Raw genomic sequence first — 23,639 nt, forward strand, 5'->3', positions numbered from 1 at the left:
GGCGATCGCCGCGTTCTTCGTCTTCGTCTTGCTCGTCGGCATACATGCTCCTTGGGGTCATGCTATGCCTCGAACACAAAATTCAGGACAGGCTCCACCGCGCCGGCCTGAGCCTCGCACCAGCGCTTCTCAACCCTCCTTCTTGTTGTCCTTGCCTCGCCGATCAAACGCTCCTTGGTCGTTGAGGTCGTGCATCTCGCACAAAAGCTCTTGCGCGTGACGCTCGGCATCGCCGGTCGGGGTTTCGAGCAGCGCATTGCGGGGCATTGACAACATAGGTTCGATCTCGCGTCGTCGGCGCTCTTCGGCCAACACGCGATACATCTCCCAGGCGTCCGACGGTGGCTCGATAAAGATCGCGCTTATTTCCAAGGCATAGGCGCCGGCACCTCAGCCGCCGGCTCGACATCCACGCTCTTGAAGTCCGCCGGCGACACGATTTCCAGGTATTCCATGTCCGGCGAGTAGTCGAACAAGAAATGCCCGATGCCGGGGCGCTGGTGCACCACGTCGCCGGCCTCGACCAGCGTTTCCTTGTCTTCGTACATGAACTTGGCCCAGCCCTTGGTCATGATGACGATCTGGAAATCCGCCTCATGTCGGTGCCATCCCGTGCCCTCTTCCGGGGGCATGTTCGCCTTCACGAGGTGCGCGATGACGGCGCCGTTGGTCGCTTCGGCCACGCCCAGGTCGCGGTACAGGAAGAAGTCGCGCAGGCCGCCGGGCTTGAAATCGGTGTCGCCGGGTTTGACGTGCGAAAACTTGGTGGCGGTACGGTCCAGCATGAAGCGCTCCTTTGCGTAGGTGGCAGGGGTGGGGTTGCTGCGGCGCAGCATGCATAAAGCATTCCCGCTCCGTCGATAATCCCGGCCCATGAGCGGCAATACCTTCGGCACCCTTTTCGCAGTCACCAACTTCGGTGAATCTCACGGCCCCGCGATCGGGTGCGTCATCGACGGCTGCCCACCTGGCATGGCGCTGACCGAGACCGACATACAGGGCGACCTCGATCGCCGCCGCCCCGGCACCAGCCGCCACGTCACGCAGCGCAACGAGCCCGACGCTGTGCAGATCTTGAGCGGCGTGTACGAAGGCAAGACCACTGGCACGCCGATCGCGCTGCTGATCCAGAACACCGACCAGCGCAGCAAGGACTACGGCCAGATCGCGCAGCAGTTCAGGCCGGGCCATGCCGACTTCACCTATTGGAAGAAGTACGGCATTCGCGATCCGCGCGGTGGTGGCCGCTCTTCTGCCCGGCTCACGGCGCCGATGGTCGCGGCCGGCGCGGTCGCCAAGAAGTGGTTGTTCGAAAAGTACGGAACGCAGTTCCGCGGCTGCATGGCGCAAATTGGCGGCATCGTCATTCCGTTCGAGGGCTGGGAGCACGTGCCGAACAACCCGTTCTTCGCGCCGAAGGCCGATGTGAGCGATCTCGAGGCATACATGGATGCGCTGCGCAAGGCAGGTGACTCCTGCGGCGCGCGCATACGGGTGACGGCGAGCAGGGTGCCGGTCGGCTTGGGCGAGCCACTGTTCGACAAGATGGATTCCGACATCGCCTACGCCATGATGGGCATCAACGCGGTCAAGGGCGTGGAGATCGGTGCCGGCTTTGCCAGCGTGACGCAGCGCGGCACCATGCACGGCGACTCGATCACGCCGCAGGGCTTTGCCACCAACAACTCGGGCGGCACCCTGGGCGGCATCACGTCGGGGCAAGACCTCGAAGTGAGTATCGCGATCAAGCCGACGAGTTCGATCGTCAGCCCGCGGCAGTCGGTCGACATCAACAACCAGCCGGTCGAGGTGGTGACCAAGGGCCGCCACGACCCGTGCGTCGGCATTCGTGCCACGCCCATTGCCGAGGCGATGCTGGCGTTGGTGGTGATGGAACATGCACTGCGAAATCGCGCGCAGAACGGCGACATCAGTAACTCGGGACGTCGTTCACGGCCCTTCGGCAATGCGAGCAGCGAAGCCGGCACCTCCGACGAGTCCGAAGGCCCGCAATCTTCTTTTCTCTAGAAATGAATCTGCGGCGGTGATTCATCCGTACTGGTTAAAGGCGGTCTATTCGGATCGACTTCAATCCTTCTTTCACGGAGTTTCATCATGAACATCAAGCTCATCGCAGTTGCAGCAATCACCGGTTTTGCGGCCATCGGCGCGCAGGCCTTTCAGGGTGAACAGAACCCGCTGCCGCCGCAGCCATTCGTGTCGACGATGTCGCGCGCCGACGTGCAGGCCCAGGCGTACAGCGCGGTGCCCATCACCAATGGCGGTACCGGCACCATCGCGCGTACCGGCATGGCCGATCGCACGGCAGTGCGTGCAGGTGCACGGTCGATCACGTCAGCCGGCGCACAGACCTACGGCGACGGCGACCTGACGGTTCAGACCCGCGTTCGCTGAAAGACGCTTCGCGATCAGTCCAGTTCGCCGCGGCGCGGCATGTCCCCACCGCGGCGCGAGCAGGTGATCGACGACGCCTTCGAGGCGAACTTCAGCATCGCTTCGAGGGCCTGCGTGTCGAGCGATGCCATCGCCGACGCACTCAGCTTGTCCTGCTCATCAAGCCAGCTCAGCAGCGCAGCTTGAAAGGTATCGCCGGCACCGACGGTGTCCACCACTTTCACCGGCAACGAAGGTACATCGACCTTCGCATTTCGCGTCCATGAACTCGCGCCGTGTGCGCCCCGCGTGACTGTCACCAGTGAAACACCGACGCCCAGCCAGCGCACAGCCACTTGCCCCGGCTCTTCGCCGGGGTAGAGCAGCGCCAGGTCTTCGTCGCTCACCTTCACGAAGTGCGACAGCGCTACCATTTGCTCGACCACTGCACGCCAGCGCGACAGATCGGGCTCGACGTTGAGGCGCACATTCGGGTCGTAGGCGATGAGCCGGTGCGCGTGAGCGCGTGCGGCCAATGCCAGCAACGCAGAGCCGACCGGCTCGACTACCAATGCGTAAGAGCCGAACTGCAGCACGCGCGTGGTGGGCGGCAAGGCGGGCAGGGTGTCTAAAGTGATTTGCCGATCTGCAGCGCCGGTGCCATGAAACGCATAGCGCGGTACGCCGTGGGCATCGAGGCTGATAACGCTCAGCGTGCTCGGCGCGTCGCTTCTGAGCAGCAACGAGGTGTCGACCTGCTCGTCTTGCAGCGCTGTGAGCAGGCGCTCGCCGGCACTGTCGGTCGACAAGCCGGTGAGCAATGCGACAGGCCTGCCCAGGCGCGCCAGCCCGACCGCCACGTTGAAGGGCGAGCCGCCGATGCGGGCATCGAAGCTCAACCCGGTCGGCGTCGATTCGCCCGCATACACATCCATCAGGGCTTCGCCGCAAACCACGAACATTCAATCTCCTTTGAGTGGGTCGCCAGTATAGAAATCGGGCTTCCCCGGCGCCAATACTTCAAATCAGACTGCGCATCGCCTGCGCCGTTTCGCGCAGCACGGGCAGCACGCGCGCCACCGCTTCTTCTGAGCCCTCATGGCCCATCGGCATCGTGATGTTGAGGGCGCCGACCAGTTCACCGTGCCGGTCGCGCAAAGGCACCGCGATGCCGCGTGAGTTGAGGTCGAGCTGCTGTTCCGATATCGCCCAGCCTTGTGCACGGATGCGGGCCAGCTCGAGCTTCATGCGCTCCTTGCTCGCGATGGTGTGCGAAGTGAAGACCTTGAGCTCGTGCTTCGCCAGCCAGGTCGCCATGTCGGCGTCGCTGCGCAGCGCCAGCATCAGCATGCCCGCCGCGGTCACCTGCGCCGGCACGCGCGCCCCGAGCACGTAGCCGGTGCTCATGCTGCGGTTGGGGCCGTTGCGCGCGATGTAGACCACCTCGTCGCCGTCCATCACGCTCAGGTAGGCGATCTCGTGCGTGCCCGCTGCGACGCGCTGCAAGAAAGGTTGGACGATGCGCGGCAGCCGTGCCGATTCGAGGTACGACTGACCGAGCCGCAGCACGCGCGGCGTCAGCCAGAAGAGCTTGTCGTCGCTGGCGACGTAGCCCATGTGTTGCAAGGTCAGCAGGTAGCGCCGTGCTGCCGTGCGCGTCATGCCGGTGCGCTGCCCGGCCTGGCTGGCGGTGAGCCGGGGGTTGGCGTCGTCGAAGGCTTCGATGATGCTTACGCCGCGCTCCAGGCCAGCGATCCAGTCGCGCTTTTCGAGCCCGGCGGGCGTCGGGGAGCCTTCTTTGGGCATCTGGTGCGTCCTCTGTGTTGCCGATCTGCATAGGAGAAACCCTGAATGTGCGCGATTAACGCACTCGGTCGTTCGCTCATCGATCGTTTGGGTGAGATCCGAATGTACTGCCTGAAGCGCTGTCGATAGAGTCCCCGCACGCCCCACCAGACGGGCGATCGAACAAAGCGCAGAGACATTCATGACCTCCACCATTCATGGCAGCACCCAGGCGTACCTGCTACCGGGCGATCCGGTACGCAACGTGCGCCTGCCGCGGATGTTCAACGCGGTGTTCGAGCGCTTCGACATCGACGCCGTGCTGCTGCCGATGCAAGTACCGCGGCGCGATTTCGCGGTGTTCTTCAAGTCCGCATTTCTAGCCCGCAATGTGCGCGGCATGTTGATCGCGCCGCCGCACAAGCCGCTGGTGGTCGACCTGCTCGATGGCTGCGGATTGTTCGGCCGTGTCGCCGGCTCGGTCAACGTGGTCCGCCGCGCCGAACACGACCAACTCGAAGGCGATCTGTTCGATGGTGAAGGCCTGATCGGCGCACTCGACCACTACAGGATTCCTTTTCGCGGCAAGCGTGTGCTCATCCTGGGTGCCGGAGTGAGCGCGGCGGCCATCGGCGTCGCTTTGGCCGAAGGCGGCACCGTCAACGGCGCCGAGCACATCGCGCTGCACGACGTCGTGGCGGGCAAGGCGGCCGGCGTCGCGGTGAAGCTCGATTCGTTCTTCGATGCGACGGTGGTTGCGGTCGACAGCAACGACCCGGCCGGCTATGACCTGGTCATCAACGCGACACCGCTCGGGCTGAACGAAGGCGATGCGTTGCCGTTGGATGTAGCGCGCATGGACAACCACGCAGCGGTGTTCGACATCCTGCTGCGCGGCCAGCCGACGCCCTTGGTGCGCGCTGGGCGGGCGCGTGGCCTGCATGCGCAAGCCGGCTTCGAGATGCTGGTGCAACAGATGCCGCACTACCTCGCCTACTTCGGCTACGCGAAGGCCGCCGAAGCGCTGCGCGACGACGCCGACTTCTTGCGTGAGCTGATCTATCCCGCGGCCATGGCCGACGAGATCGAGAACCCGCGGCTATATCGGTAAATCACGCCGAACCACTTTTTCCAACCATAGAGACAAAACCATGGCCATCACGATGAATAACGTGCGAACGTTCGACAACACGGGAGAACCGGAGGGCGTCAAGACGCCCAGAAAAGCCGCCTTTGCAAGCTGGATCGGCAGTGCGGTCGAGTACTACGACTTCTTCATTTACGGCACCGCCAGCAGCGCTGGTGTTCGGCAAGATCTTTTTTCCGACGATCGATCCCAAGCTGGCGACCGTCGCGGCCTTTGCGACCTTCGGCGTCGGCTATGTCACGCGGCCGATCGGTGCGTTTTTCATGGGCCACATCGGCGACAAGTTCGGTCGTAAGAAGGTGCTCACATTCACGCTGCTGCTGATGGGGATCTCGACATTTTTGATCGGGCTGCTGCCCACCTACAACCAGGTCGGCATCGCAGCACCAATCATGCTGGTGGTGCTGCGTCTGCTGCAGGGACTGTCGGCCGCAGGCGAGCAGGCCGGTGCCAACTCGATGACGCTGGAGCACGCGCCGGCCCATCGGCGCGCCTTCTTCACGAGCTTCACATTGAGCGGAACGCAGATGGGCTTCATCCTCGCGACCCTCGTCTTCTTGCCGATCGCGTCGTTGCCTGAAGAGCAGTTGCTTTCGTGGGGCTGGCGCATCCCGTTCTTTCTGAGCGCGATCGTGGTGGCGGTCGGTTTCTGGGTGCGCCGCACGCTGCCGGAAACGCCGGCTTTCAAGGAAGAAGCCGACGCGAACGCCACCGTCGAAATGCCCGCCGCCGTGCTCTTTCGCGACCACACGCCGGCCGTGCTGCGTGTCGTCTTTGGAGCGCTGGTGTCGGTGACCAGCACCATCTTCGGCATTTTCGTGCTCTCGTATGCGGTCAACACTGTGCACATCCCGCGCACCACCATGCTGACGTTGCTGGTCTGCGCCAACGTCGTTGCGCTGGCCGCGATTCCGCTGTGGGCGATGCTGTCCGACAAGGTCGGCCGCCGACCGATCTTCATCTTCGGCGCGCTGGGTTGTGCGGTGCTGATCTGGCCGACGTTGTGGGCCATCAGCCGCGGCGACCTGAATCTGATCTTCCTGTTCGGCCTGCTCACCTCTGGCATCGTCTACAGCGCCGCCAACGCGGTGTGGCCTTCGCTCTACGGCGAAATGTTCGACACGCGCGTTCGCTTGTCGGGCATGGCCATCGGCACGCAGATCGGATTTGCGCTCGGAGGTTTTGCGCCGACCATCAGCGCGGCCATCATGGGCGAAGGCATCAATGGCTGGATGCCGGTGGCGGGGCTCGTGAGTGCGGCTTCCGTGATTGCGGCGATCTCGATCTTTACCGCGCCGGAGACGTACAAGGTGCCGATGCATGAACTCGGCAAGAAGATGAACAAGGTTCGTGCGTGATGTCGGAAGTGGCGTCGAAGGTCGCCGCGCTCGCGCCGGTACGCATCGACAGCGGCCTCATCGAAGGCGTTCGCGACGAGGCGACCGGCCTGTGTGCATGGCGCGGCATTCCATTCGCTGCGGCACCTGTCGGCGACTTGCGCTGGCGTGCGCCGGCACCGCTCACCGCTTGGGACGGCGTGCGCCGTGCCGACAAGTTCTCGCCGCAATGCACGCAGCCGGGGCGCGCGCCGGATTCGGTCTACGCCGAGTATTCCGGCGTGCAGCCGATGAGCGAAGACTGTCTCTACCTCAACGTGTGGACGTCGAACGAACCGGCGGATCGTGGCGGTGAAGCGCTGCCTGTCATGGTGTGGATCCATGGCGGTGCCTTCCAGCAAGGCGCGGCTTCCAACCCCGTGTTCGTGCGCGGTGACCTGGCAAAGCAGGGCGTGGTGCTGGTCACCTTCAACTACCGGCTCGGGCCCTTCGGTTTCATGGCGCATCCGGCCCTCAGTGCGGAGGCGGAAGGCGCATCGGGCAACTACGGGCTGCTCGACATGGCCGCCGCGTTGCGTTGGGTCCAGCGCAACATCGCAGCGTTCGGCGGCGACCCGGCGCGCGTCACCGTGTTCGGCCAGTCGGCTGGTGCGCATGGCGTGATCGCGTTGATGGCGGCGCCCGAAGCGCGCGGCCTCTTCAAGCACGCGATCGCGCAGAGCTTCGGCCTCAACCCGACGCCGAGCCTTGCGACCGGCGAGGCACAGGGCGTCGACTTCGCGGGCGGTACCGGCGCGGATTCGCTCGCGTCGTTGCGCGCGCTCAGCGCAGACGATTTGATGCAGCGCTACCTCGCGCAACCGCACCGCTTCATGCCGATCGTCGACGGCAAGTTCCTGCAGAAGCCGCTGGCCGAAAGCTTTGCGGCGGGTGAGCAGCAGCGCGTGCCGTTCCTGACCGGCTGGACGCGTGACGAAGGCTCGACCTTTCCGGCAGCATCGTCGGCCACGTCGTTCAAAACGCATCTGCAGAAACGCTTCGGCGACCGTGCCGCAGAGGCTGAGCGCTTCTATCCCGCGGGCAGCGATGCCGAGGCGGTGACGTCGAGCCGCGCGCTCTTCGGCGATGGGCTCTTCGCTGGCGGCGTGGTCGCAGCGGCGAGTGCGCAAGCTGCCGTTGCACCGACCTGGGCCTATCACTTCGCGCAGTTGCAGCCATTCAGGAAAGGCCAGCGCTATCGCGAGTCCGGGGACGGCGAACCGGCCGCGAAGCTCGGCGTGTTCCACAGCTCCGAGTACCCGTACATCTTCGGCACCACGCGCGTGCTCGATCGCGATTGGGGTGCCGACGACGACCGCATCACCGCGCTGATGCAGGGTTGGTGGGCCAACTTCGCGAAGAGCGGCAACCCGAATGGTGAAGGAGACGACCAAGGCCTGCCGCATTGGCCGCAGTTCGAGCCATCGGATGCGAGTCAGTTTACGAAGCCCACGGTGCTCGAAATCAAGGCTGCGCCCGTGCCCATCGACATCCCGCGCAAAGCCCATCTTTCTTTCTTGCGCTGACCCCGCACCGACCCTTTCAGATCGTCACCATGATTTCCGGCAAGACCATGCTCATCGCCCACTTGGGCTTCCCGACCGAAGCCTTCAAGGCGCCGATGATCTACAACCCCTGGTTCGACCAGCAAGGCATCGATGCGGTAGTCGTGCCGATGGGCGTCAAGCCCGACGACTACGCTGCATCGCTCGCGGCGATCTTCCGGTTCAGCAACATTCGCGGTGCGCTGGTGACGATGCCGCACAAGGTTTCGACAGTCGCATTGATGGACGAGGTCACGCCGACAGCGCGCATCGCCGGCGCGTGCAACGCCATCCTGAAGCGACCCGATGGCACGTTGCTCGGCGACCAGTTCGATGGCGCCGGCTTCGTGCGCGGCGTCGAGCGCAAGGGCCGGCTTTTCAAGGGGACGCGTGTGCTGGTGTCGGGTACGGGCGGTGTCGGCTCGGCCATTGCTGCGTCGATCGCTGCAGCGGGGGCGGCTGAGCTGGCGTTGTTCGACATGAGCGATGCATCGGCCAATGCGCTGGCTGCGCGGCTGCGCGAGCACTACCCCAAGATGGTCGTTACCACTGGCTCCAAAGACCCGGCCGGCTTCGACGTCGTGGTCAACGCGACGCCGCTCGGCATGAAAGACGGCGACCCGTTGCCTTTCGACATCGACCGCATCGCGCCGGGCACCTTCGTCGGCGAGGTCGTGATGAAGACCGAGTACACGCCGCTGCTGCAGGCGGCCAAAGACAAGGGCTGCGCGGTACAGGTCGGCACCGACATGTTGTTCGAAATGATCCCGGCGTACCTGGAGTTTTTCGGCTTTGGCACTGCATCGCCGGACGACCTCCGCGCCGTGGCGCAGTTACGCTACTGACATGAGCATCTTCGAAGGTTTTCTTTCCACATCCGAAACGCTGGCGGCCTTCAGCGACACCAACTTCGTCAGCGCGATGCTGCGCTTCGAGGCCGCGCTGGCGCGAGCGCAAGCAGCAGAGGGTCTGATCCCCGAGGCGGCCGCACAGACCATCGTCGGCAGCTGCAAGGTGGAGCTGTTCGACGTCGCCAAGATCGTGCGTGAAAGCGGCCGTGCCGGCAGCGTCGCCATCCCGCTGGTCAAGACCTTGCGCGAGGCGGTGGGCCTGTTCAACAAGGACGCCGCACCGTTCGTGCATTTCGGCAGCACCAGCCAGGACGTGATCGACACGGCGATGTCGCTGGTCACGCGCGAGGCGGTGGCGTTGGTCGAAGCCGATCTGGCGAAGGCGACCGATGCGCTGCTCAAGCTCGCCACGTTGCATGCGACCACGCCGATGCTGGCGCGCACGCTGATGCAGCCGGCCTCGGTCACCAGCTTCGGCTTCAAGTGCGCGGGCTGGGCGGCGCCGCTGGTGCGCAGCCGCCTGCGATTGCGCAGCGCGACAAAGCGCGCGCTGCAGGTGCAGCTGGGGGGTGCGGTCGGCACGCTGGCGCAGATGCGCGGGCAGGGCGCGGCGGTGCGCCGGCGCATGGCGACCGACCTGGCGCTCGGCGATCCCGGCGCAACCTGGCACACGCAGCGCGACGAGTGGGTCGCTCTCGGCTGCGAGCTCGCGTTGATGACCGGCAGCCTCGGCAAGATCGCCGGCGACATCGCGCTGCTGGGTCAGTACGAAGTGGGCGAAGTCGCCGAGCCGAGCGAGCCCGGCCGCGGCGGCTCGTCGGCCATGCCGCACAAACGCAATCCGGTGGCGTCGATGGTCGCTATCGCGGCTGCGCACCGCACGCCGCAGCGGGTCGCTGCGTTGCTCGCCGCCATGCCGCAAGAACACGAACGCGCGCTCGGCGCCTGGCAGGCCGAACTGGCCGAATGGCCGCAGCTATTGATGTCGGCGCACGGCAGCGTGCGAGCGATGGCGAGCGCCTTGCCGGGCCTGCAGGTCGATACCGCACGTATGCGCGCCAACATCGAACGGCTGCGCGCCGAGCTGCCGCAAGACGCCGCGGACGAATGGTTCTCGGTGGCGCTGGCCGACAGCGCCGGTGACATCGCGCTGGCCGAAGTCGATGCGCTTAAGGCCCGACTTTCAAGCAAGGAAATTTCGCAATGACCGATGACACCTACGAGTCCGGGCTCGTCAACCGGCGCCGCGTGCTGGGCGATGCATGGGTCGACAAGTCGCTGGCCAATCGCAACGACTTCAACGCCGAGTTCCAGGAGCTCATCACGCGCCATGCGTGGAACGACATCTGGGGCCGGCCGGCGCTCGGCGACAAGACGCGCCGCTACATGGTGCTGTCGATGATGCTGGGCATCCATGCGTACGAAGAGTTCGCGATGCACGTGCGCGCCGCGCTCGATGGCCCGCCCGAGTCACGCCTGACGCCCGACGACATCAAGGAAGTGATCATGATGGCCGCCATCTACTGCGGCGTGCCGGTCGCCAACCATGCCTTCGGCATCGCAGCGGGCATCCTGCGCGAGAAGGGGCTGCTGCCCGCAGGCACACCAGTGACACCGAAACCACCAGGAACACCATGACCCGTCTCAACGTCCTGCGCGAAGGCGAAGGCCCGATCGTCGTGCTGAGCCATGCACTCGGCTGCGACCTTCACATGTGGGACGGCGTGGCCGCGTTGCTGTCTCGCGCGCACACCGTGTTGCGCTACGACCACCGCAACCACGGCGCATCGGAAATCGTGCCTGGCGACTTGCGCATCGACATGCTGGCGCACGACGCGGCCGACCTCCTCGCGCGCGAGGCCGACGGCGAGCCCGTGCACTTCGTCGGGCTCTCGATGGGCGGCATGACGGCGCAAGCACTGGCAGTGCAGCACCCGGAATTGTTGAAGACGCTGGCGATCGCCAACTCGGCGGCCCATTACCCCGACCAAGCCTCTTGGACAGCCCGTGAGGAGACCGTCCGCACCGGCGGCATCGCAGCCATCGCGCCGGGCGCCGTCTCGCGCTGGCTCACGCCCGGCTACACCAGTACCCAGGACGGCACGGCCGCCGCAGAGGCGCTGAAAGACGTGCTGCTGCGCAACGAGCCGCAGGCTTACATCGCAAGCTGCAAGGCGGTCGCGGCCATCGACTTTCGCGAGAGCAACCGACGCATCGCCGTGCCGACGCTGGTCATCGGTGGCCTGCAGGACGAGGCCACGCCGATGGCGATGTCGGAAGCCATGGTGGCGGCCATCCCCGGCGCGCGGCTGGCGACCATCGACGCAGCGCACCTGAGCGCAGTGGAGCGCCCGGTCGAGTTCACGCAGTTGCTGATCGACTTCTGGCGCAGTCTCTGAAAGGAACGCGATGACCGCACTGAAACCTGCGACCGAACTCGCAGCTGCAGCGAGCAAGCCTTACCCCAACGACAGCGCCGAGTACCGTAAGGCACGCACGGCGCTGCTGACCGAAGAGATCGAACTCCGGCGCCACATCGAGCGCGTCGCCGCCCAACGCCGCGCCTTGCCTCCAGGCGGCGAAGCGCGCGGCTACGAGTTCAAGGACGAGAACGGCAAGACATTGCCCATGGTCGACTTGTTCGGCGCGCACGACACGCTCGTCACCTACTTCTGGATGTACGGCCCCGAGCGAAAGCAAGCCTGCCCGATGTGCACGTCGTTTCTGGGTGCCATGGACACGCCAGTGCGCGACCTGGTGCAGAAGGTGGCAATCGCCGTGATCGGGCGCTCGCCGGTCGAGCGTCAGTTGGCGTTCGCACGCGAGCGCGGCTGGCGCAACCTCGAGTTCTACGCGACCGTCGGCGACGACTTCGCTCGCGACTATCGCGGGCTCGCGCCGGATGGCAACGAATGGCCGGCGCTCGACGTGTGGGTCAAGCGTGACGGCAAGGTCTTCCATTTCTGGGGATCCGAACTCGGCGGCACGGCCGACCCCGGCGAAGACGCTCGCGGTGCGCCGGACCCGACGCCGCTGTGGAACATCCTGGACCTGACGCCGGCGGGGCGGGGCAGCGACTGGTATCCGAAGCTGGCGTATTGAGTTGAGCGGCTTAGCGCGGTTGCTAAGGGCAAACCCCGAGAACGTCTGAATATCGCTCGTCACTGATCGATGATCGAACGCGACGAGTTCCGTTTGCATTGTCGGCGGCGCAATGCCTTTCTAAAGTGGCACCCATGGCCTCCCGCACCACATCGAACGACTGACCCACACCGTGCACCGCTCCATCGCGACCGTGTCCCTGAGCGGCACGCTGCGTCAAAAACTCGAATCGATTTCTGCTGCAGGCTTCGACGGCATCGAACTGTTCGAGAACGACTTCATCAACTTCAACGGCAGCGCGGCCGAACTCGGTCGCATCACCAAAGACCTGGGCCTGTCGATCGATCTGTACCAGCCGTTTCGCGATTTCGAAGCCATGCCGGAGCCGCAATTCCGCCGGAGCCTGGAGCGTGCCGAGCGCAAGTTCGACCTGATGCAAGCGATGGGCGCGCCGCTGGTTCTGTGCTGCTCGAACACCTCGCCGGCAACCCTCGACGACCCGGCGCTCGCCGCGGCGCAGTTGCACGAACTGGCCGAGCGCGCGGCGCGCCGCAACCTGCGGGTCGGCTTCGAGGCACTGGCGTGGGGTCGCAAGACCCACCTCTACAGCCAGGCCTGGGACATCGTGCGTCGCGCCGATCATCCGCATCTGGGCCTGATCCTCGACAGCTTTCATACGCTGTCGCTGAAGGACGATCCGGCCGGCATTGTCGAGATCCCCGGCGACAAGATCTTTTTCCTGCAGATGGCCGACGCGCCCTTGCTCGACATGTCGGTGCTGCAGTGGGCACGCCACCATCGCTTGTTTCCGGCGCAGGGCGATCTCGATGTCGTGACCTTTTTCGAGAAGACGCTGCTGGCCGGCTACACGGGGCCGTTGTCGCTCGAGATTTTCAACGACGTGTTCCGCGAAACGCCGAACCGTCGCACCGCGGTCGATGCAATGCGGTCCCTGCTGTACCTTGAAAGCCAGGTGCGCGATCGTCTTGAAGCGCGGTCCGAGACGCAGTCAACGACACGCAAAACTTCAACGCGGGCGCAGCGCGTGGGCGACACCATCGAGCTGTTCAGCCCGCCGCCGATGCCGGCACTTTCTGGCATCACCTTCATCGAGTTCGCAGCCAGCGAGGGTCCGGCGGGATCGGCCGGCACGCTCGGCGCGCTGCTGCAACAGCTTGGGTTCAAGCGCGTCGGGCAGCATCGCTCGAAGGCGGTCGCGCTGTATCGGCAGGGCGATATCCATCTCATCGTCAACGCGCAACCCGACTCGTTCGCGCGAAGTCGTTTCGAGGCGCACGGCACTTCGGTGTGTGCGCTGGGCATTCGCACCGACGATCCACAGGGCGCTGCGGCGCGCGCCACTGCCATGCGCTCGCAGCGGCATGACAGCCCGCTCGGTCCCGACGAAGTGCAGGTGCCGGCTATCGTCGCGCCGGGCGGCAATCTGGTGCACTTCGTACCCTCGTCGCTCGGCAGCAGGGGCCTTTACGAAGCGGACTTCGTCATGGAAGACGATGCCCCTTCGACGTCCGACGCAGCCGTCGTGGGGCTGCACTCGATCGACCACGTCGCCCTCGGCCTCGCAGTGGATCAGCTCGACACATGGGTGCTGTTCTCGCGCGCCGTGCTCGGCCTGGAACCCGGCGAAAGCCTGGAGCTGGCCGACCCCTTCGGCCTGATCCGCAGCCGCGGCGTCGCCAACGCCGACCGCAGCGTGCGGCTGGTACTCAACGTGTCGATGAGCCAGCGCACCCGCACCGCGCGCACCTTGAGCGTGACGGGCGGCGGCGCGGTGCATCACATCGCGCTGGCCTGCGACGACATCTTCGAGACGGTCGCTGCGCTGCGTGGGAACGGCTTGCGATTCGTACCCATCTCCGGCAACTACTACGACGACCTGCAGACGCGGCTCGACATCGACGCCGCGCTGCTCGACCGCATGCGCGCTGCAGGCGTGCTGTTCGACCGTTCGGCCACGGGCGACTACCTTCATATCTACACAGAGAGTTTCGAGCAGGGACTGTTTTTCGAAGTCGTGCAGCGCATCGGCGCATACGACGGCTATGGCGCCAGCAACGCACCGGCGCGTATGGCATCGCAGGCACAGGAATGACTTTAAGGGCACGAATTCATCCACCTGCAAAACCTTGTACGCAACAAGGGCGGTGGCGCTTGGCAAGAATGAAGCCATGATCACCCAACTCAAGATCGATTTCGTGTCCGATGTGTCGTGCCCCTGGTGCGCCGTCGGGCTCGGTGCGCTCGAAGCGGCGCTGGCCCGTGTCGCGCCCGACGTCAAGGCCGAGCTGCACTTTCAGCCGTTCGAGCTGAACCCGCAGATGCCGAAGGAAGGGCAAGACACCTTCGAGCATCTGAACCAGAAGTACGGCTCGTCGCGGGAGCAGCAGGCGGAGTCGCGAGAGATGATCCGTGCGCGCGGCGCTGCGGTCGGCTTCCAGTTCAGTGCCGGCGGCCGGCCACGCATCTACAACACCTTCGATGCGCATCGGTTGCTGCACTGGGCCGAGCTGGAAGACGTTAACAAGCAGATCGTGCTCAAGAAGTCGCTGCTCAAGGCCTACTTCACCGACAGCGAAAACCCTTCGGACCCCGAGGTGCTGGTGCGGCTCGCCGGCGCAGCGGGGCTCGACGAAGCGCGTGCACGCGAGATTCTGGCGAGCGACGAGTACGCCGAAGAAACGCGCGAGCGCGAACGCATGTACACCGACGCCGGCATCCACTCGGTGCCCGCGATCATCATCAACAACCAGCACCTGATTTCGGGCGGCCAGCCGGTCGAAGTGTTCGAACGCGCGCTGCGGCAAATTGCCGGCGCGGCCCCGGCGAGGCTGTCGACAGCCTGACTTGCGCGGGCACAAAGAGTAAATTAATTCCCTTTGTGCATTGCGGGTAAAGCAGGTCAACGCCGGTGTGTCCTGGCGGGTTGAGAGGAGGCGGCCATTGCCGCTCGTCACCCGTCAAGGACACTCACATGAAGACAAGTTTCATCCTGGCACTGGCGCTCGCCGCCGCCGCCGTCTCTGCCACTGCACCGGCCTTTGCCGACGAATACGGCAAGCATCCTTTCTATCTTCACGCGTTGTCCGATTTGCGTTCCGCGGCCTGGCAAGTCGACCATCGCCGCCCTGAAGACGGTCAGGTCTCGCAGGACGAGATGATCGTTCGCGACGAGGTTGCTGCCGCTATCAACGATCTGCAGCGCGCTGCGTGGCTGGACGGCAAGTCGCTGCAGTGGCAGCCGCCGACAGATGCATGGCTACCGCGCGAAGGCCGGCTGCACGCAGCGGCAGACCTGTTGCGCAAGGTGCACTCCGACGTGGCGCGCGAAGAAGACGATCCGCGCTCGCGTCCGTTCCAGCAGCACGGACTGGCCCATGTCGATGCGGCGCTCGACGCGGCGCAACATGCCATCGGCGACGTGCGACGTCACGACATGCGCCGCGAATGACCACCCTGCGCGCAGCGGTTGGCCTGGGCGTGCTCGGCGCCTGCGCGCTGGTGCTCCTGACGGGGTGTTCCACCGGTCCCGCTTCGGGTCGCGCGATCGCTACGGTCACTCTGCCAGCGGCACCGGTGGACGAAGCCACACGCCTGCTCTGGCTCAACCGGGTGAGCTGGGGCGCCAGCACCGCCACTGAGGCGCAGTTGACGCGCCGAGGGCTCGGCCCGTGGATGCGCGACCAGCTCAATCCAAGATCGGCCGTACTGCCAACCGCAGCGCAGGCGCAGGTCGACGGCATGACCATTTCGCGCACGCCGGTCGACCAGCTCGCCATCGCGCTCGAGGCGCAACGCAAGGCGGCCGATGCCTTGCCCGACGAAGACCAGAAGAAGGCCGCGCGCCAGGCCTATCAGCAGGAGCTCAATCGGCTTTCGCGCGAGGCGCAACAACGCTTCGTGCTGCGGGCGCTCTATTCGCCGAACCAGTTGCAAGAGCAGATGACATGGTTCTGGATGAATCACTTCAACGTCAACGTGCGCAAGGACAACCTTCGCGCGCTGATCGGCGACTACGAAGACAGCGCCATCCGGCCGCACGCGCTCGGCAGGTTTCGCGATCTGCTTGGTGCCACGTTGCGGCATCCGGCCATGCTGCGCTATCTGGACAACGCGCAAAACGCCGCCAACCGCATCAATGAAAACTATGCGCGCGAGCTGATGGAGCTGCATACGCTGGGGGTCGGCAGCGGCTATTCGCAAGCCGACGTGCAGGAGCTGGCGCGCGTGCTCACCGGCCTCGGTGTCACGCTGCGCGCGACCGACGAGCCAGCGCCGCGCATGCGTCCCGCGCTCGCGGAGGACTACGTGCGCCGCGGGCTGTTCGAGTTCAACCCGCAGCGCCACGACTATGGCGGCAAGACCTTGCTGGGCCGACCGATCACGGGTCATGGGATGGCTGAAGTCGACGAGGCGCTCGACCGCCTCGCGCGCGCGCCGGCCACGGCGCGCTTCATCTCGCGCAAGCTTGCCGTTTATTTCGTTGCGGACGAGCCGTCGCAGGTGCTGGTCGATCGCATGGCCGACACCTTCACGCGCAGCGATGGCGACATCGCCGCGACGTTGGCCACCATGTTCTCTTCGCCGGAGTTCAGCGCGTCGCTCGGCCACAAGTTTCGTGATCCGGTCCACTACGCGCTGGCCGGCGTGCGGCTGGCGTACGACGATCGCGTGGTGACGAATACAGCCCCGCTGATCGGCTGGATCAACCGCATGGGCGAGCCGCTGTACGGCCACGAGACGCCCGATGGTTATCCACTCACGCAATCGGCGTGGGCCAGTGCCGGGCAGATGACCACGCGCTTCGAGATTGCGCGCGCCATCGGTGCCAACGGCGCAGTGCTGTTTCGCACCGACGATGGCGCGCCGCTGGAACGCCCGACCTTCCCGGCGCTGGCCGAGTCGGGCGCGGTGCGTGCGGCGTTGCCGGGCTTGGGCGCCGACACACGGGCCGCGCTGGCCGATGCACGATCGCCGCAGGACTGGAACACTTTCCTGCTCGCTTCGCCCGAGTTGATGAATCGCTGAACACGTACCGGAAACTCACATGCAACGCCGACATCTTTTGAAGCTCATGGGCGTCGCACCGCTCGCCGGTGCCGCGGGCCGGCTCATGGCCGCGCCTGCCGCCGGCAACGCGAAGCTGCTGGTCGTGTTCCTGCGCGGTGCTTACGACTGCGCCAACCTGCTGGTGCCCATCGCATCGGGCACCACCGACGACTTCTATCGCAGCGCGCGGCCGACCATCGCAGTGCCGCGGCCCGGCCAGCCCAATGGCGCGCTGCAGCTGGATGCGCACTGGGGACTGCACCCGGCGCTCGCGACCAGCGTGATGCCGTTGTTCCAGAAGCAGCAAGCGGCGTTCATTCCGTTCGCCGGCACGGACGACCTCACGCGCAGTCACTTCGAAACGCAGGACTCGATCGAGCTCGGCCAGGCACTCGACCGCGGCCGCGACTATCGTTCGGGCTTCTTGAATCGGCTGGCCGGCGTGCTCGGTGCCGGACCGCTGACGGCGGTGTCGCCGATGGCCTTTACCGACCAGCTGCCGATCGCGCTCAGGGGCGACGCCAAGGCCGCCAACATGGCGCTCGGCTCGGTCGGCCGCCAGGCCATCGACGCGCGACAGAGCAAGGTGATCGAGGCGATGTATCGCAACACCAAGCTCGCGCAGCCGGTGGTCGAAGGCTTTGCGGTGCGTGACGAGGTACAGCGCGCCGTCAAGGAAGAGATGGAAGCGGCCAGCCGCAACGCGATGACGTCGAAGGGCTTCGAGCTGGTCGCGCGGCGCATGGCGCGACTGATGCGCGAACGCTTCGACCTCGGCTTCGTCGATGTCGGCGGCTGGGACACGCACGTGGGGCAGGGCGCCGGCACCGGCTACCTGGCCAACCGCCTCGAGGAACTCGGCCGTGGCGTCGCCGGCTTTGCGGAAGAGATGGGCGACGACGCCTGGCGCGACACCGTGGTGGTGGTGATCAGCGAGTTCGGCCGCACCTTCCGTGAGAACGGCAACAAGGGCACCGACCATGGCCACGGCACCGTGTACTGGGTGCTCGGTGGCGGCCTCGCTGCACAGGCCGGCGGTCGCGTGTTGGGCGAGCAGGTCGAGGTGTCGCAAGCCAATCTGTTCCAGAACCGCGACTATCCGGTGCTGAACGAATACCGCGCGGTGTTCGGCGGCTTGTTCGCGCGGATGTACGGACTGTCGCCTGCGCAGCTCGATCGGGTGTTTGCGGGGGTTGCGCCACGCGATCTGCGGCTGGTCTAGCTGCGCACAGGCGCTCGCTCAGGTCGCTGGCAGCAACTGCGCTTTCATCCAGTCACGAAACGCGATAAGGCGCTCGTTGTCGATCGCCGACTTGCGATAGCAAATGAAGTGGGTGACGCGCTCGATCCGATGGAAAGACGGGCCATCCAGAATCACCAGATCGCCCCGTTCGAGGTCTCGTTGTGCAAAGCGCGTCGTCTCCAATGCGATGCCCATGCCGTCAACTGCAGCAGCGATAACCATCGAACCCCGATCGAAAGAGGGCCGCGCACCGGCCGGCAGCTTGAGCCCGTTCAGCTTGCACCAATCGGTCCACTGCACTGGATTGACCTTGGAATCGATCAATGTGAATCGCAGCACATCGGCCGGCGTCATCGAGTCACGGCCTTCAAGCAGGCGCGGCGAGCACATCGGCACCGTCGACTCGAGTCCCAGCGGCTCGACCATCACATTGGCATGCGGCGGGGGCAACCCATAGGCGATGTCGACATCGATGTCCGCCGATTTGGCCAGGTCCGCAGGTTCCGCGCTCGATGACATGCGGATCACGATCGACGGATGCGCCGCCATGAACTGCGGCAACCGTGGGCCGAGCCACTTGGCGGCAAAGCTCGGCGAGCAGTGGACCGCGAGTTCGCTGCGGGATTGCAGTGGACCCAGCTCGGCGCACGCATCCTCGATCTGATCGAAGGCCGGACTTAGCTGGTCCAGCAACCTTTGGCCGTCGACGGTCAGCGTCACCTTGCGTACACCGCGCGTGAAGAGCGCACGGCCGAACCATGTTTCAAGCGCGCGCACCTGATGGCTGATGGCGGACGGCGTCAGATGCAGTTCTTGGCCTGCTTGCGTAAAGCCGCCAAGCCGCGCCGCTGCCTCGAAGGCGCGAAGTGCGAAGAAGGATGGAAGACGTCGCATCGGATGTGCTGGTTTTCACGAGCATAGATGAATCTGTTTCAGCCATTGGTGAACAGTCGTCCTTTGTCAACGCGGCCGCCGATGCGGATGATCTGCGTCTTGCGTGCCCGTCACGACTTGCATTCGCAATCTGCAACACAACCAGCCAGAGACAACAATATGCTCGACATCAAGAAGCGCATTTCGGTTTATCAGCCCGAACAGGTTGGACTGAAGTTCCCCGAGATCCCGACCTTCACCAACCACGCCGACCAGCGCCAGTACCTGAAGGAACATCTCGTCGCCGCCTGCCGTGCGTTCGCGCAGCAAGGATTCGACTACGGCTTCGCAGGCCACTTGACGATCCGCGATCCGGAGCGGCCGCACCTGTACTGGACCAACCCGATGGCGGTGCATTTCTCGCTGGTCAAGGTGTCGAACCTGATCCTGGTGGACCACGATGGCAGGGTCGTCGAAGGCGACTACGCAGTCAATCGCGCCGGCTTCGTGTTGCATGCCGCGGTGCATGACGCGCACCCCGACATCCTCGCGATGTGCCATGCGCACACGGTGTACGGCACGGCCTTCGCATCGCTCGGCAAGAAGCTCGAACCCATCACGCAGGACGCCGCTGCGTTCTTCGAAGACCACGCGGTGATCGGCGATGAGGCAGGCCAGGTCGCTGTCGAAAAGGAGGCCGGCAACAAGGTCGCCAACGCGTTCAAGGGCGTGAAGGCGGCAATCCACCAAAACCACGGGCTGCTGACGGCCAGCCGCCACAGCATCGATGCGGCGGCCTTCTGGTTCATCGCGCTGGAACGTTGCTGCCAGCAGCAACTGCTGGTAGACGCCAGCGGCGTCACGCCACGGCTGGTCACGCCGGAACGCGCGCGCTACAGCCGCGAGCATGTCGGTAGCGAATTCATCGGCTGGCTGCATTTCCAGACGCTGTACGACCAGATCGCGGCAACGCAGCCGGACATGTTCGACTGAGCCGGACCATGAACACGACGACCTTGCCGCGTGCTGCCGCAGCTGCGGCGGGCAGCACCCACATTGGCCTGTTCGTGATCGCGATTTAGGCGAGTTCACAGCGTGTGCAAGACCGGCGAAGAGCGGTGGACAATGGCGTTCCCGTCCAAGGAACCAGTCATGCACCTCACTTTGCAAACCCTTCTCGGCACTGCGTTACCCCTTGCTCAAGCGCCGATGGCAGGCGTGCAGGGCAGTGCACTCGCCATCGCAGTCAGCAACGCAGGCGGCCTCGGTTCGCTGCCCTGCGCCATGCTCGGCGCCGACGCGATCCGTAGCGAGATCACCGCCATCCGCGCAGGCACCGACAAGCCCTACAACGTCAACTTCTTTTGCCACACGCCGCCGGAGCCCGATGCCGCGCGAGACGCCGCATGGCGCAGCGCCCTGGCGCCTTACTACCGCGAGTTCGACATCGACCCGAAGAGCGTCGGTGCCGGGCCTGGCCGCAACCCGTTCGATGAAGCGGCGGCGGCCGTGCTGGCCGAATTCGAGCCGCCGGTGGTCAGTTTCCACTTTGGCTTGCCGTCGCCCGCGCTGCTCGCAAAAGTCAAGCGTTGGGGTTCGAAGGTGTTGGCCTCGGCGACCACGCTCGACGAGGCGCTGTGGCTCGAAGCGCATGGGGCCGATGCGGTCATCGCGCAAGGCCTTGAGGCGGGTGGCCATCGTGGTCACTTTCTTTCGCACGACCTCACGCGCCAACTCGGTACCTTCGCGCTCTTGCCGCAGTTGGTGCGCGCGCTGAAGGTGCCGGTGATCGCTGCGGGCGGCATCGCCGATGCCGATGGCGTCGCGGCAGCCATGGCGCTGGGTGCCGCGGGAGTTCAGGTCGGCACCGCGTTCCTGTTGTGCCCCGAGGCCACGACGACGAACCTGCATCGCGCGGCATTGCAAAGCGAGGCCGCGCGGCACACGGCGTTGACCAATGTGTTCACTGGGCGACCGGCACGCGGCATCGTGAACCGCGTGATGCGCGAGCTCGGACCGATCGGCACCGCGCCGCCGGAGTTTCCGATGGCGACCGCCGGTATCGCGCCATTGCGTGCCAAGGCCGAAGCGCAGGGCAGTGGCGACTTTTCCCCGCTATGGTCGGGACAGAACGCGACGGGCTGCAAGCCGCTGCCTGCGCACGACATCGTGCAAAGCCTTGCCAAAGGCTTTGCGCAATCACTCCTTTCCCATTCCTTCGACCCGACGCCTCCATGACCGAACCCTCCTCGACATCACCTCGCTTGCGCCTGCCGCTTTCTTTTCTGGAGCGACCTGCCGCTGCCGATGTGGCCGAGCCATGGCTGCTGCTGCTGATGCACGGCGTCGGCAGCAACGAGGCCGACTTGTTCGGACTCGCGCCGCACATGCCGCCGGCGTTTCACGTCGTCAGCTTGCGCGCCCCCAATGTGCTGTCGCCCGATTCGTATGCGTGGTTTTCGTTTCAGGTCAGCGCCGCCGGCCAGCGCACCATCGACGAAGAGCAGGAGCGTGAGAGCCGCTTTCTGGTCGGCGAAATGGTGACCTCAGCCGCGCAGCAATTGGGCATGCCGCCGGAGCGCGTCGTCGTCGGCGGCTTCAGCCAGGGCGGCATCATGTCGCTGTCGCTGTTGCTCACGCAGCCTGAAAAAGTTCGCGCTGCGATGGTCTGGCACAGCCGTTTGCTGCCGCAGGTCGAAGGGCATGTGGCGCCGCGTAAAGCCTTCGAAGGCAAGGCGTTGTGGGTCAGCCATGGCACCGCGGACAACGTGATTCCGCTGGCTGCTGCAGAGCACATGCGCGCCTTCGTCGGCAACCTGCCGATCGCGTTGTCGGGCGCCGACTATCCGGGCGGGCACGAGATTCGGCCGGCAGAGTTGCAGCAAGCGGTGGCTTGGCTGCAGTCGCTGGTTTGAGCGACCGGTTGAGACCAGCTCCGTTCAGTCCAGCCCGTCGAAGTCCGCGTCGTCCGGCCCGATGTGCGCCGGCGAGCGCCATCCGGCATCGCGCATCGAGCGCGCCACCTGCTTGTCCACACCCATCAGCACTGCGAAAAGGGCCATGCGCACCGGAATGCCGTTGTCGGTCTGCCGGAAGATCGCCAGCCGCGGGTCGTGATTGAGGTCGATGCTCAAGTCGTTCGCGCCATCTCGCCCGTCGCGCGGCAACGGGTGCATGAGGATGGTGTCGGGCTTGCAGACTGCGTCGACGAGTGCCTTGCGCACCTGAAACTCGGGCGTGTAGCCCTCCATCACTTCGCCCTCTGCAAAGCGTTCTTTCTGGACACGCGTCGCGTAGACCACGTCGGCGCCGCGCAGTCCTTGCTCGAGCGACGCGGTCTGCTCGATGACGTGACCGTTCTGTGCGACCAGCTCCACTAGGTAGGCCGGCATCTCCAGCGACGGCGGTGCGATCAGCGTGAACTTGAGGTTGCGATACAGCGACAGCAGCCGGATCAGCGAATGCACCGTGCGGCCGTATTTGAGGTCGCCGACCATCGCGATGTGCGTGCCGTCGACCAGCTTGCCCATGCGCGAGAACTCCCGCTGAATCGTGTAGAGATCGAGTACGGCCTGGCTCGGATGTTCGCCCGGACCATCGCCGGCATTGATGACCGGGATGTTGGTCGCGCGTGCGAACTCCGCCACCGAACCCTGCTCCGGATGTCGGACAACCAGCGCATCGACGTAGCCGCTCATCACGCGGCTGGTGTCGTAGATCGACTCGCCCTTGGCCATCGACGAAAAGGTGAACCCGGTGGTGTCGCAGACCGTGCCGCCAAGCCGGCAAAAGGCCGCGCCGAAGCTCACCCGCGTGCGCGTACTGGCCTCGAAGAACAGGCTGCCGAGGACGGCCCCTTCCAGGATGCGAGTGACCTTCTGCCGGCGCGCGATCGGCTGCATTACATCGGCGACCTGAAACAAATCCTCCAGGCTGCCGCGGTCGAATTGCGCGACCGACAGCAATTGCGGTTTGCCTTCGGCCGCGATGCGTTGCACAAGGGGGCGCTGGTCTGTGCTTGTTGATCCGGCTGCCGCTCCGAGTGCTTCGCGTTGCAGGATTTCCGCCACGAACTTGCCGACCATCTCCGGCATGGCGCGCGACTCGCTCGACTCTGACGGCAGCAGCCAGGTGTCGAGGGCGCGGCGGCGCACGCCAAGACGCTCGGCGAATGCGTCGCGCGTGAGGTTGAGGCGGCGCATCGCGTCGCGGAGGAGATCTTGTTGCTGGCTCATAGGCGAAATATACGCTATGAGC

The 23,639-nt window shown here is 65.2% G+C and carries 23 protein-coding genes and 1 pseudogene; 18 read left to right on the plus strand and 6 right to left on the minus strand.

Going from position 1 to position 23,639, the window contains the following annotated elements; translation table 11 throughout:
• Positions 1-174: 174 nt before the first annotated feature.
• Both RCH10_RS22780 and RCH10_RS22785 read right to left on the minus strand, forming a co-directional pair.
• Positions 175-354, minus strand: a pseudogene (locus RCH10_RS22780) (ArsR family transcriptional regulator); the annotation flags it as partial.
• An 8-nt stretch (positions 355-362) separates the two neighbouring features.
• Positions 363-785, minus strand: a complete 423-nt coding sequence (locus RCH10_RS22785) for a cupin domain-containing protein (protein ID WP_409054195.1) — start codon at positions 783-785, stop codon at positions 363-365.
• Between the two features lie 88 nt (positions 786-873).
• Between RCH10_RS22785 and aroC the strand changes: the two genes are divergently transcribed.
• Together aroC and RCH10_RS22795 are read left to right on the plus strand one after the other, a co-directional pair.
• Positions 874-2,028 carry a chorismate synthase gene (gene aroC, locus RCH10_RS22790; protein WP_409054196.1) on the plus strand — a complete coding sequence of 385 codons (1,155 nt, stop codon included), beginning with the start codon at positions 874-876 and terminating at the stop codon, positions 2,026-2,028.
• Between the two features lie 87 nt (positions 2,029-2,115).
• Complete coding sequence (locus RCH10_RS22795; protein ID WP_409054197.1) at positions 2,116-2,415, plus strand: DUF4148 domain-containing protein; 300 nt, start codon at positions 2,116-2,118, stop codon at positions 2,413-2,415.
• A 14-nt stretch (positions 2,416-2,429) separates the two neighbouring features.
• Here RCH10_RS22795 and RCH10_RS22800 read toward each other — a convergent pair whose 3' ends face one another.
• Both RCH10_RS22800 and RCH10_RS22805 read right to left on the minus strand, forming a co-directional pair.
• Positions 2,430-3,356 (minus strand): carbohydrate kinase family protein, encoded by a 927-nt coding sequence (locus tag RCH10_RS22800; RefSeq protein ID WP_409054198.1) that lies wholly within the window; start codon positions 3,354-3,356, stop codon positions 2,430-2,432.
• Between the two features lie 58 nt (positions 3,357-3,414).
• Positions 3,415-4,200: an IclR family transcriptional regulator C-terminal domain-containing protein gene (locus tag RCH10_RS22805; protein WP_323502176.1), complete on the minus strand. Its 786-nt coding sequence runs from the start codon at positions 4,198-4,200 to the stop codon at positions 3,415-3,417.
• 181 nt (positions 4,201-4,381) lie between these two features.
• On the opposite strand from RCH10_RS22805, the gene RCH10_RS22810 reads away from it, so the two are divergent.
• The 13 genes from RCH10_RS22810 to RCH10_RS22870 all read left to right on the plus strand — a co-directional run bounded on the left by RCH10_RS22810 (position 4,382) and on the right by RCH10_RS22870 (position 18,488).
• Positions 4,382-5,290 carry a shikimate dehydrogenase family protein gene (locus tag RCH10_RS22810; RefSeq protein ID WP_409054199.1) on the plus strand — a complete coding sequence of 303 codons (909 nt, stop codon included), beginning with the start codon at positions 4,382-4,384 and terminating at the stop codon, positions 5,288-5,290.
• A 191-nt stretch (positions 5,291-5,481) separates the two neighbouring features.
• Entirely contained in the window at positions 5,482-6,684 is a 1,203-nt protein-coding gene (locus tag RCH10_RS22815; RefSeq protein ID WP_409054200.1) for an MFS transporter, read from the plus strand.
• Positions 6,684-8,228, plus strand: a complete 1,545-nt coding sequence (locus RCH10_RS22820; protein WP_409054201.1) for a carboxylesterase/lipase family protein — start codon at positions 6,684-6,686, stop codon at positions 8,226-8,228. The genes RCH10_RS22815 and RCH10_RS22820 overlap by 1 nt, the downstream gene beginning before the upstream one ends.
• A 29-nt stretch (positions 8,229-8,257) precedes the next feature.
• Positions 8,258-9,091, plus strand: a complete 834-nt coding sequence (locus RCH10_RS22825; protein ID WP_409054202.1) for a shikimate dehydrogenase family protein — start codon at positions 8,258-8,260, stop codon at positions 9,089-9,091.
• 1 nt (position 9,092) lies between these two features.
• The gene (gene pcaB, locus RCH10_RS22830) at positions 9,093-10,304 is read left to right on the plus strand and encodes a 3-carboxy-cis,cis-muconate cycloisomerase (RefSeq protein WP_409054203.1); all 1,212 of its coding nucleotides are present in this window, start codon (positions 9,093-9,095) and stop codon (positions 10,302-10,304) included.
• The gene (locus RCH10_RS22835; protein WP_187051508.1) at positions 10,301-10,735 is read left to right on the plus strand and encodes a carboxymuconolactone decarboxylase family protein; all 435 of its coding nucleotides are present in this window, start codon (positions 10,301-10,303) and stop codon (positions 10,733-10,735) included. Before pcaB ends, RCH10_RS22835 begins: the two co-directional genes overlap by 4 nt.
• Positions 10,732-11,496, plus strand: a complete 765-nt coding sequence (locus RCH10_RS22840; RefSeq protein WP_409054204.1) for an alpha/beta fold hydrolase — start codon at positions 10,732-10,734, stop codon at positions 11,494-11,496. The genes RCH10_RS22835 and RCH10_RS22840 overlap by 4 nt, the downstream gene beginning before the upstream one ends.
• Positions 11,497-11,506: 10 nt before the next feature.
• Positions 11,507-12,199, plus strand: a complete 693-nt coding sequence (locus RCH10_RS22845; RefSeq protein WP_409054205.1) for a DUF899 family protein — start codon at positions 11,507-11,509, stop codon at positions 12,197-12,199.
• A gap of 172 nt (positions 12,200-12,371) precedes the next feature.
• Entirely contained in the window at positions 12,372-14,312 is a 1,941-nt protein-coding gene (locus tag RCH10_RS22850; RefSeq protein WP_409054206.1) for a bifunctional sugar phosphate isomerase/epimerase/4-hydroxyphenylpyruvate dioxygenase family protein, read from the plus strand.
• A 76-nt stretch (positions 14,313-14,388) separates the two neighbouring features.
• Positions 14,389-15,063 carry a DsbA family oxidoreductase gene (locus tag RCH10_RS22855; RefSeq protein ID WP_409054207.1) on the plus strand — a complete coding sequence of 225 codons (675 nt, stop codon included), beginning with the start codon at positions 14,389-14,391 and terminating at the stop codon, positions 15,061-15,063.
• A gap of 128 nt (positions 15,064-15,191) precedes the next feature.
• Positions 15,192-15,668: a hypothetical protein gene (locus tag RCH10_RS22860; RefSeq protein ID WP_409054208.1), complete on the plus strand. Its 477-nt coding sequence runs from the start codon at positions 15,192-15,194 to the stop codon at positions 15,666-15,668.
• Positions 15,665-17,245, plus strand: a complete 1,581-nt coding sequence (locus tag RCH10_RS22865; RefSeq protein ID WP_409054209.1) for a DUF1800 domain-containing protein — start codon at positions 15,665-15,667, stop codon at positions 17,243-17,245. The genes RCH10_RS22860 and RCH10_RS22865 overlap by 4 nt, the downstream gene beginning before the upstream one ends.
• 19 nt (positions 17,246-17,264) lie before the next feature.
• Positions 17,265-18,488, plus strand: coding sequence for a DUF1501 domain-containing protein (locus RCH10_RS22870; RefSeq protein ID WP_409054210.1), 1,224 nt, complete (start codon positions 17,265-17,267; stop codon positions 18,486-18,488).
• Between the two features lie 18 nt (positions 18,489-18,506).
• Here the strand turns inward: RCH10_RS22870 and RCH10_RS22875 are convergent, their stop codons facing one another.
• Entirely contained in the window at positions 18,507-19,403 is an 897-nt protein-coding gene (locus RCH10_RS22875) for a LysR substrate-binding domain-containing protein (protein ID WP_409054211.1), read from the minus strand.
• 159 nt (positions 19,404-19,562) lie between these two features.
• Between RCH10_RS22875 and RCH10_RS22880 the strand changes: the two genes are divergently transcribed.
• From RCH10_RS22880 to RCH10_RS22890, 3 genes are all read left to right on the plus strand, one after another.
• Positions 19,563-20,375 carry a class II aldolase/adducin family protein gene (locus RCH10_RS22880; protein WP_409054212.1) on the plus strand — a complete coding sequence of 271 codons (813 nt, stop codon included), beginning with the start codon at positions 19,563-19,565 and terminating at the stop codon, positions 20,373-20,375.
• 159 nt (positions 20,376-20,534) lie between these two features.
• A complete protein-coding gene (locus RCH10_RS22885) occupies positions 20,535-21,620 on the plus strand; it encodes an NAD(P)H-dependent flavin oxidoreductase (RefSeq protein WP_409054213.1) in 1,086 nt (361 codons plus the stop codon).
• A complete protein-coding gene (locus RCH10_RS22890; RefSeq protein ID WP_409054214.1) occupies positions 21,617-22,297 on the plus strand; it encodes an alpha/beta hydrolase in 681 nt (226 codons plus the stop codon). Before RCH10_RS22885 ends, RCH10_RS22890 begins: the two co-directional genes overlap by 4 nt.
• A gap of 24 nt (positions 22,298-22,321) precedes the next feature.
• Here RCH10_RS22890 and RCH10_RS22895 read toward each other — a convergent pair whose 3' ends face one another.
• Complete coding sequence (locus tag RCH10_RS22895; RefSeq protein WP_409054215.1) at positions 22,322-23,617, minus strand: aspartate carbamoyltransferase; 1,296 nt, start codon at positions 23,615-23,617, stop codon at positions 22,322-22,324.
• Positions 23,618-23,639: the final 22 nt, after the last annotated feature.

Source organism: Variovorax sp. GrIS 2.14 (genome assembly GCF_046115955.1).
GTDB lineage: Bacteria > Pseudomonadota > Gammaproteobacteria > Burkholderiales > Burkholderiaceae_C > Variovorax.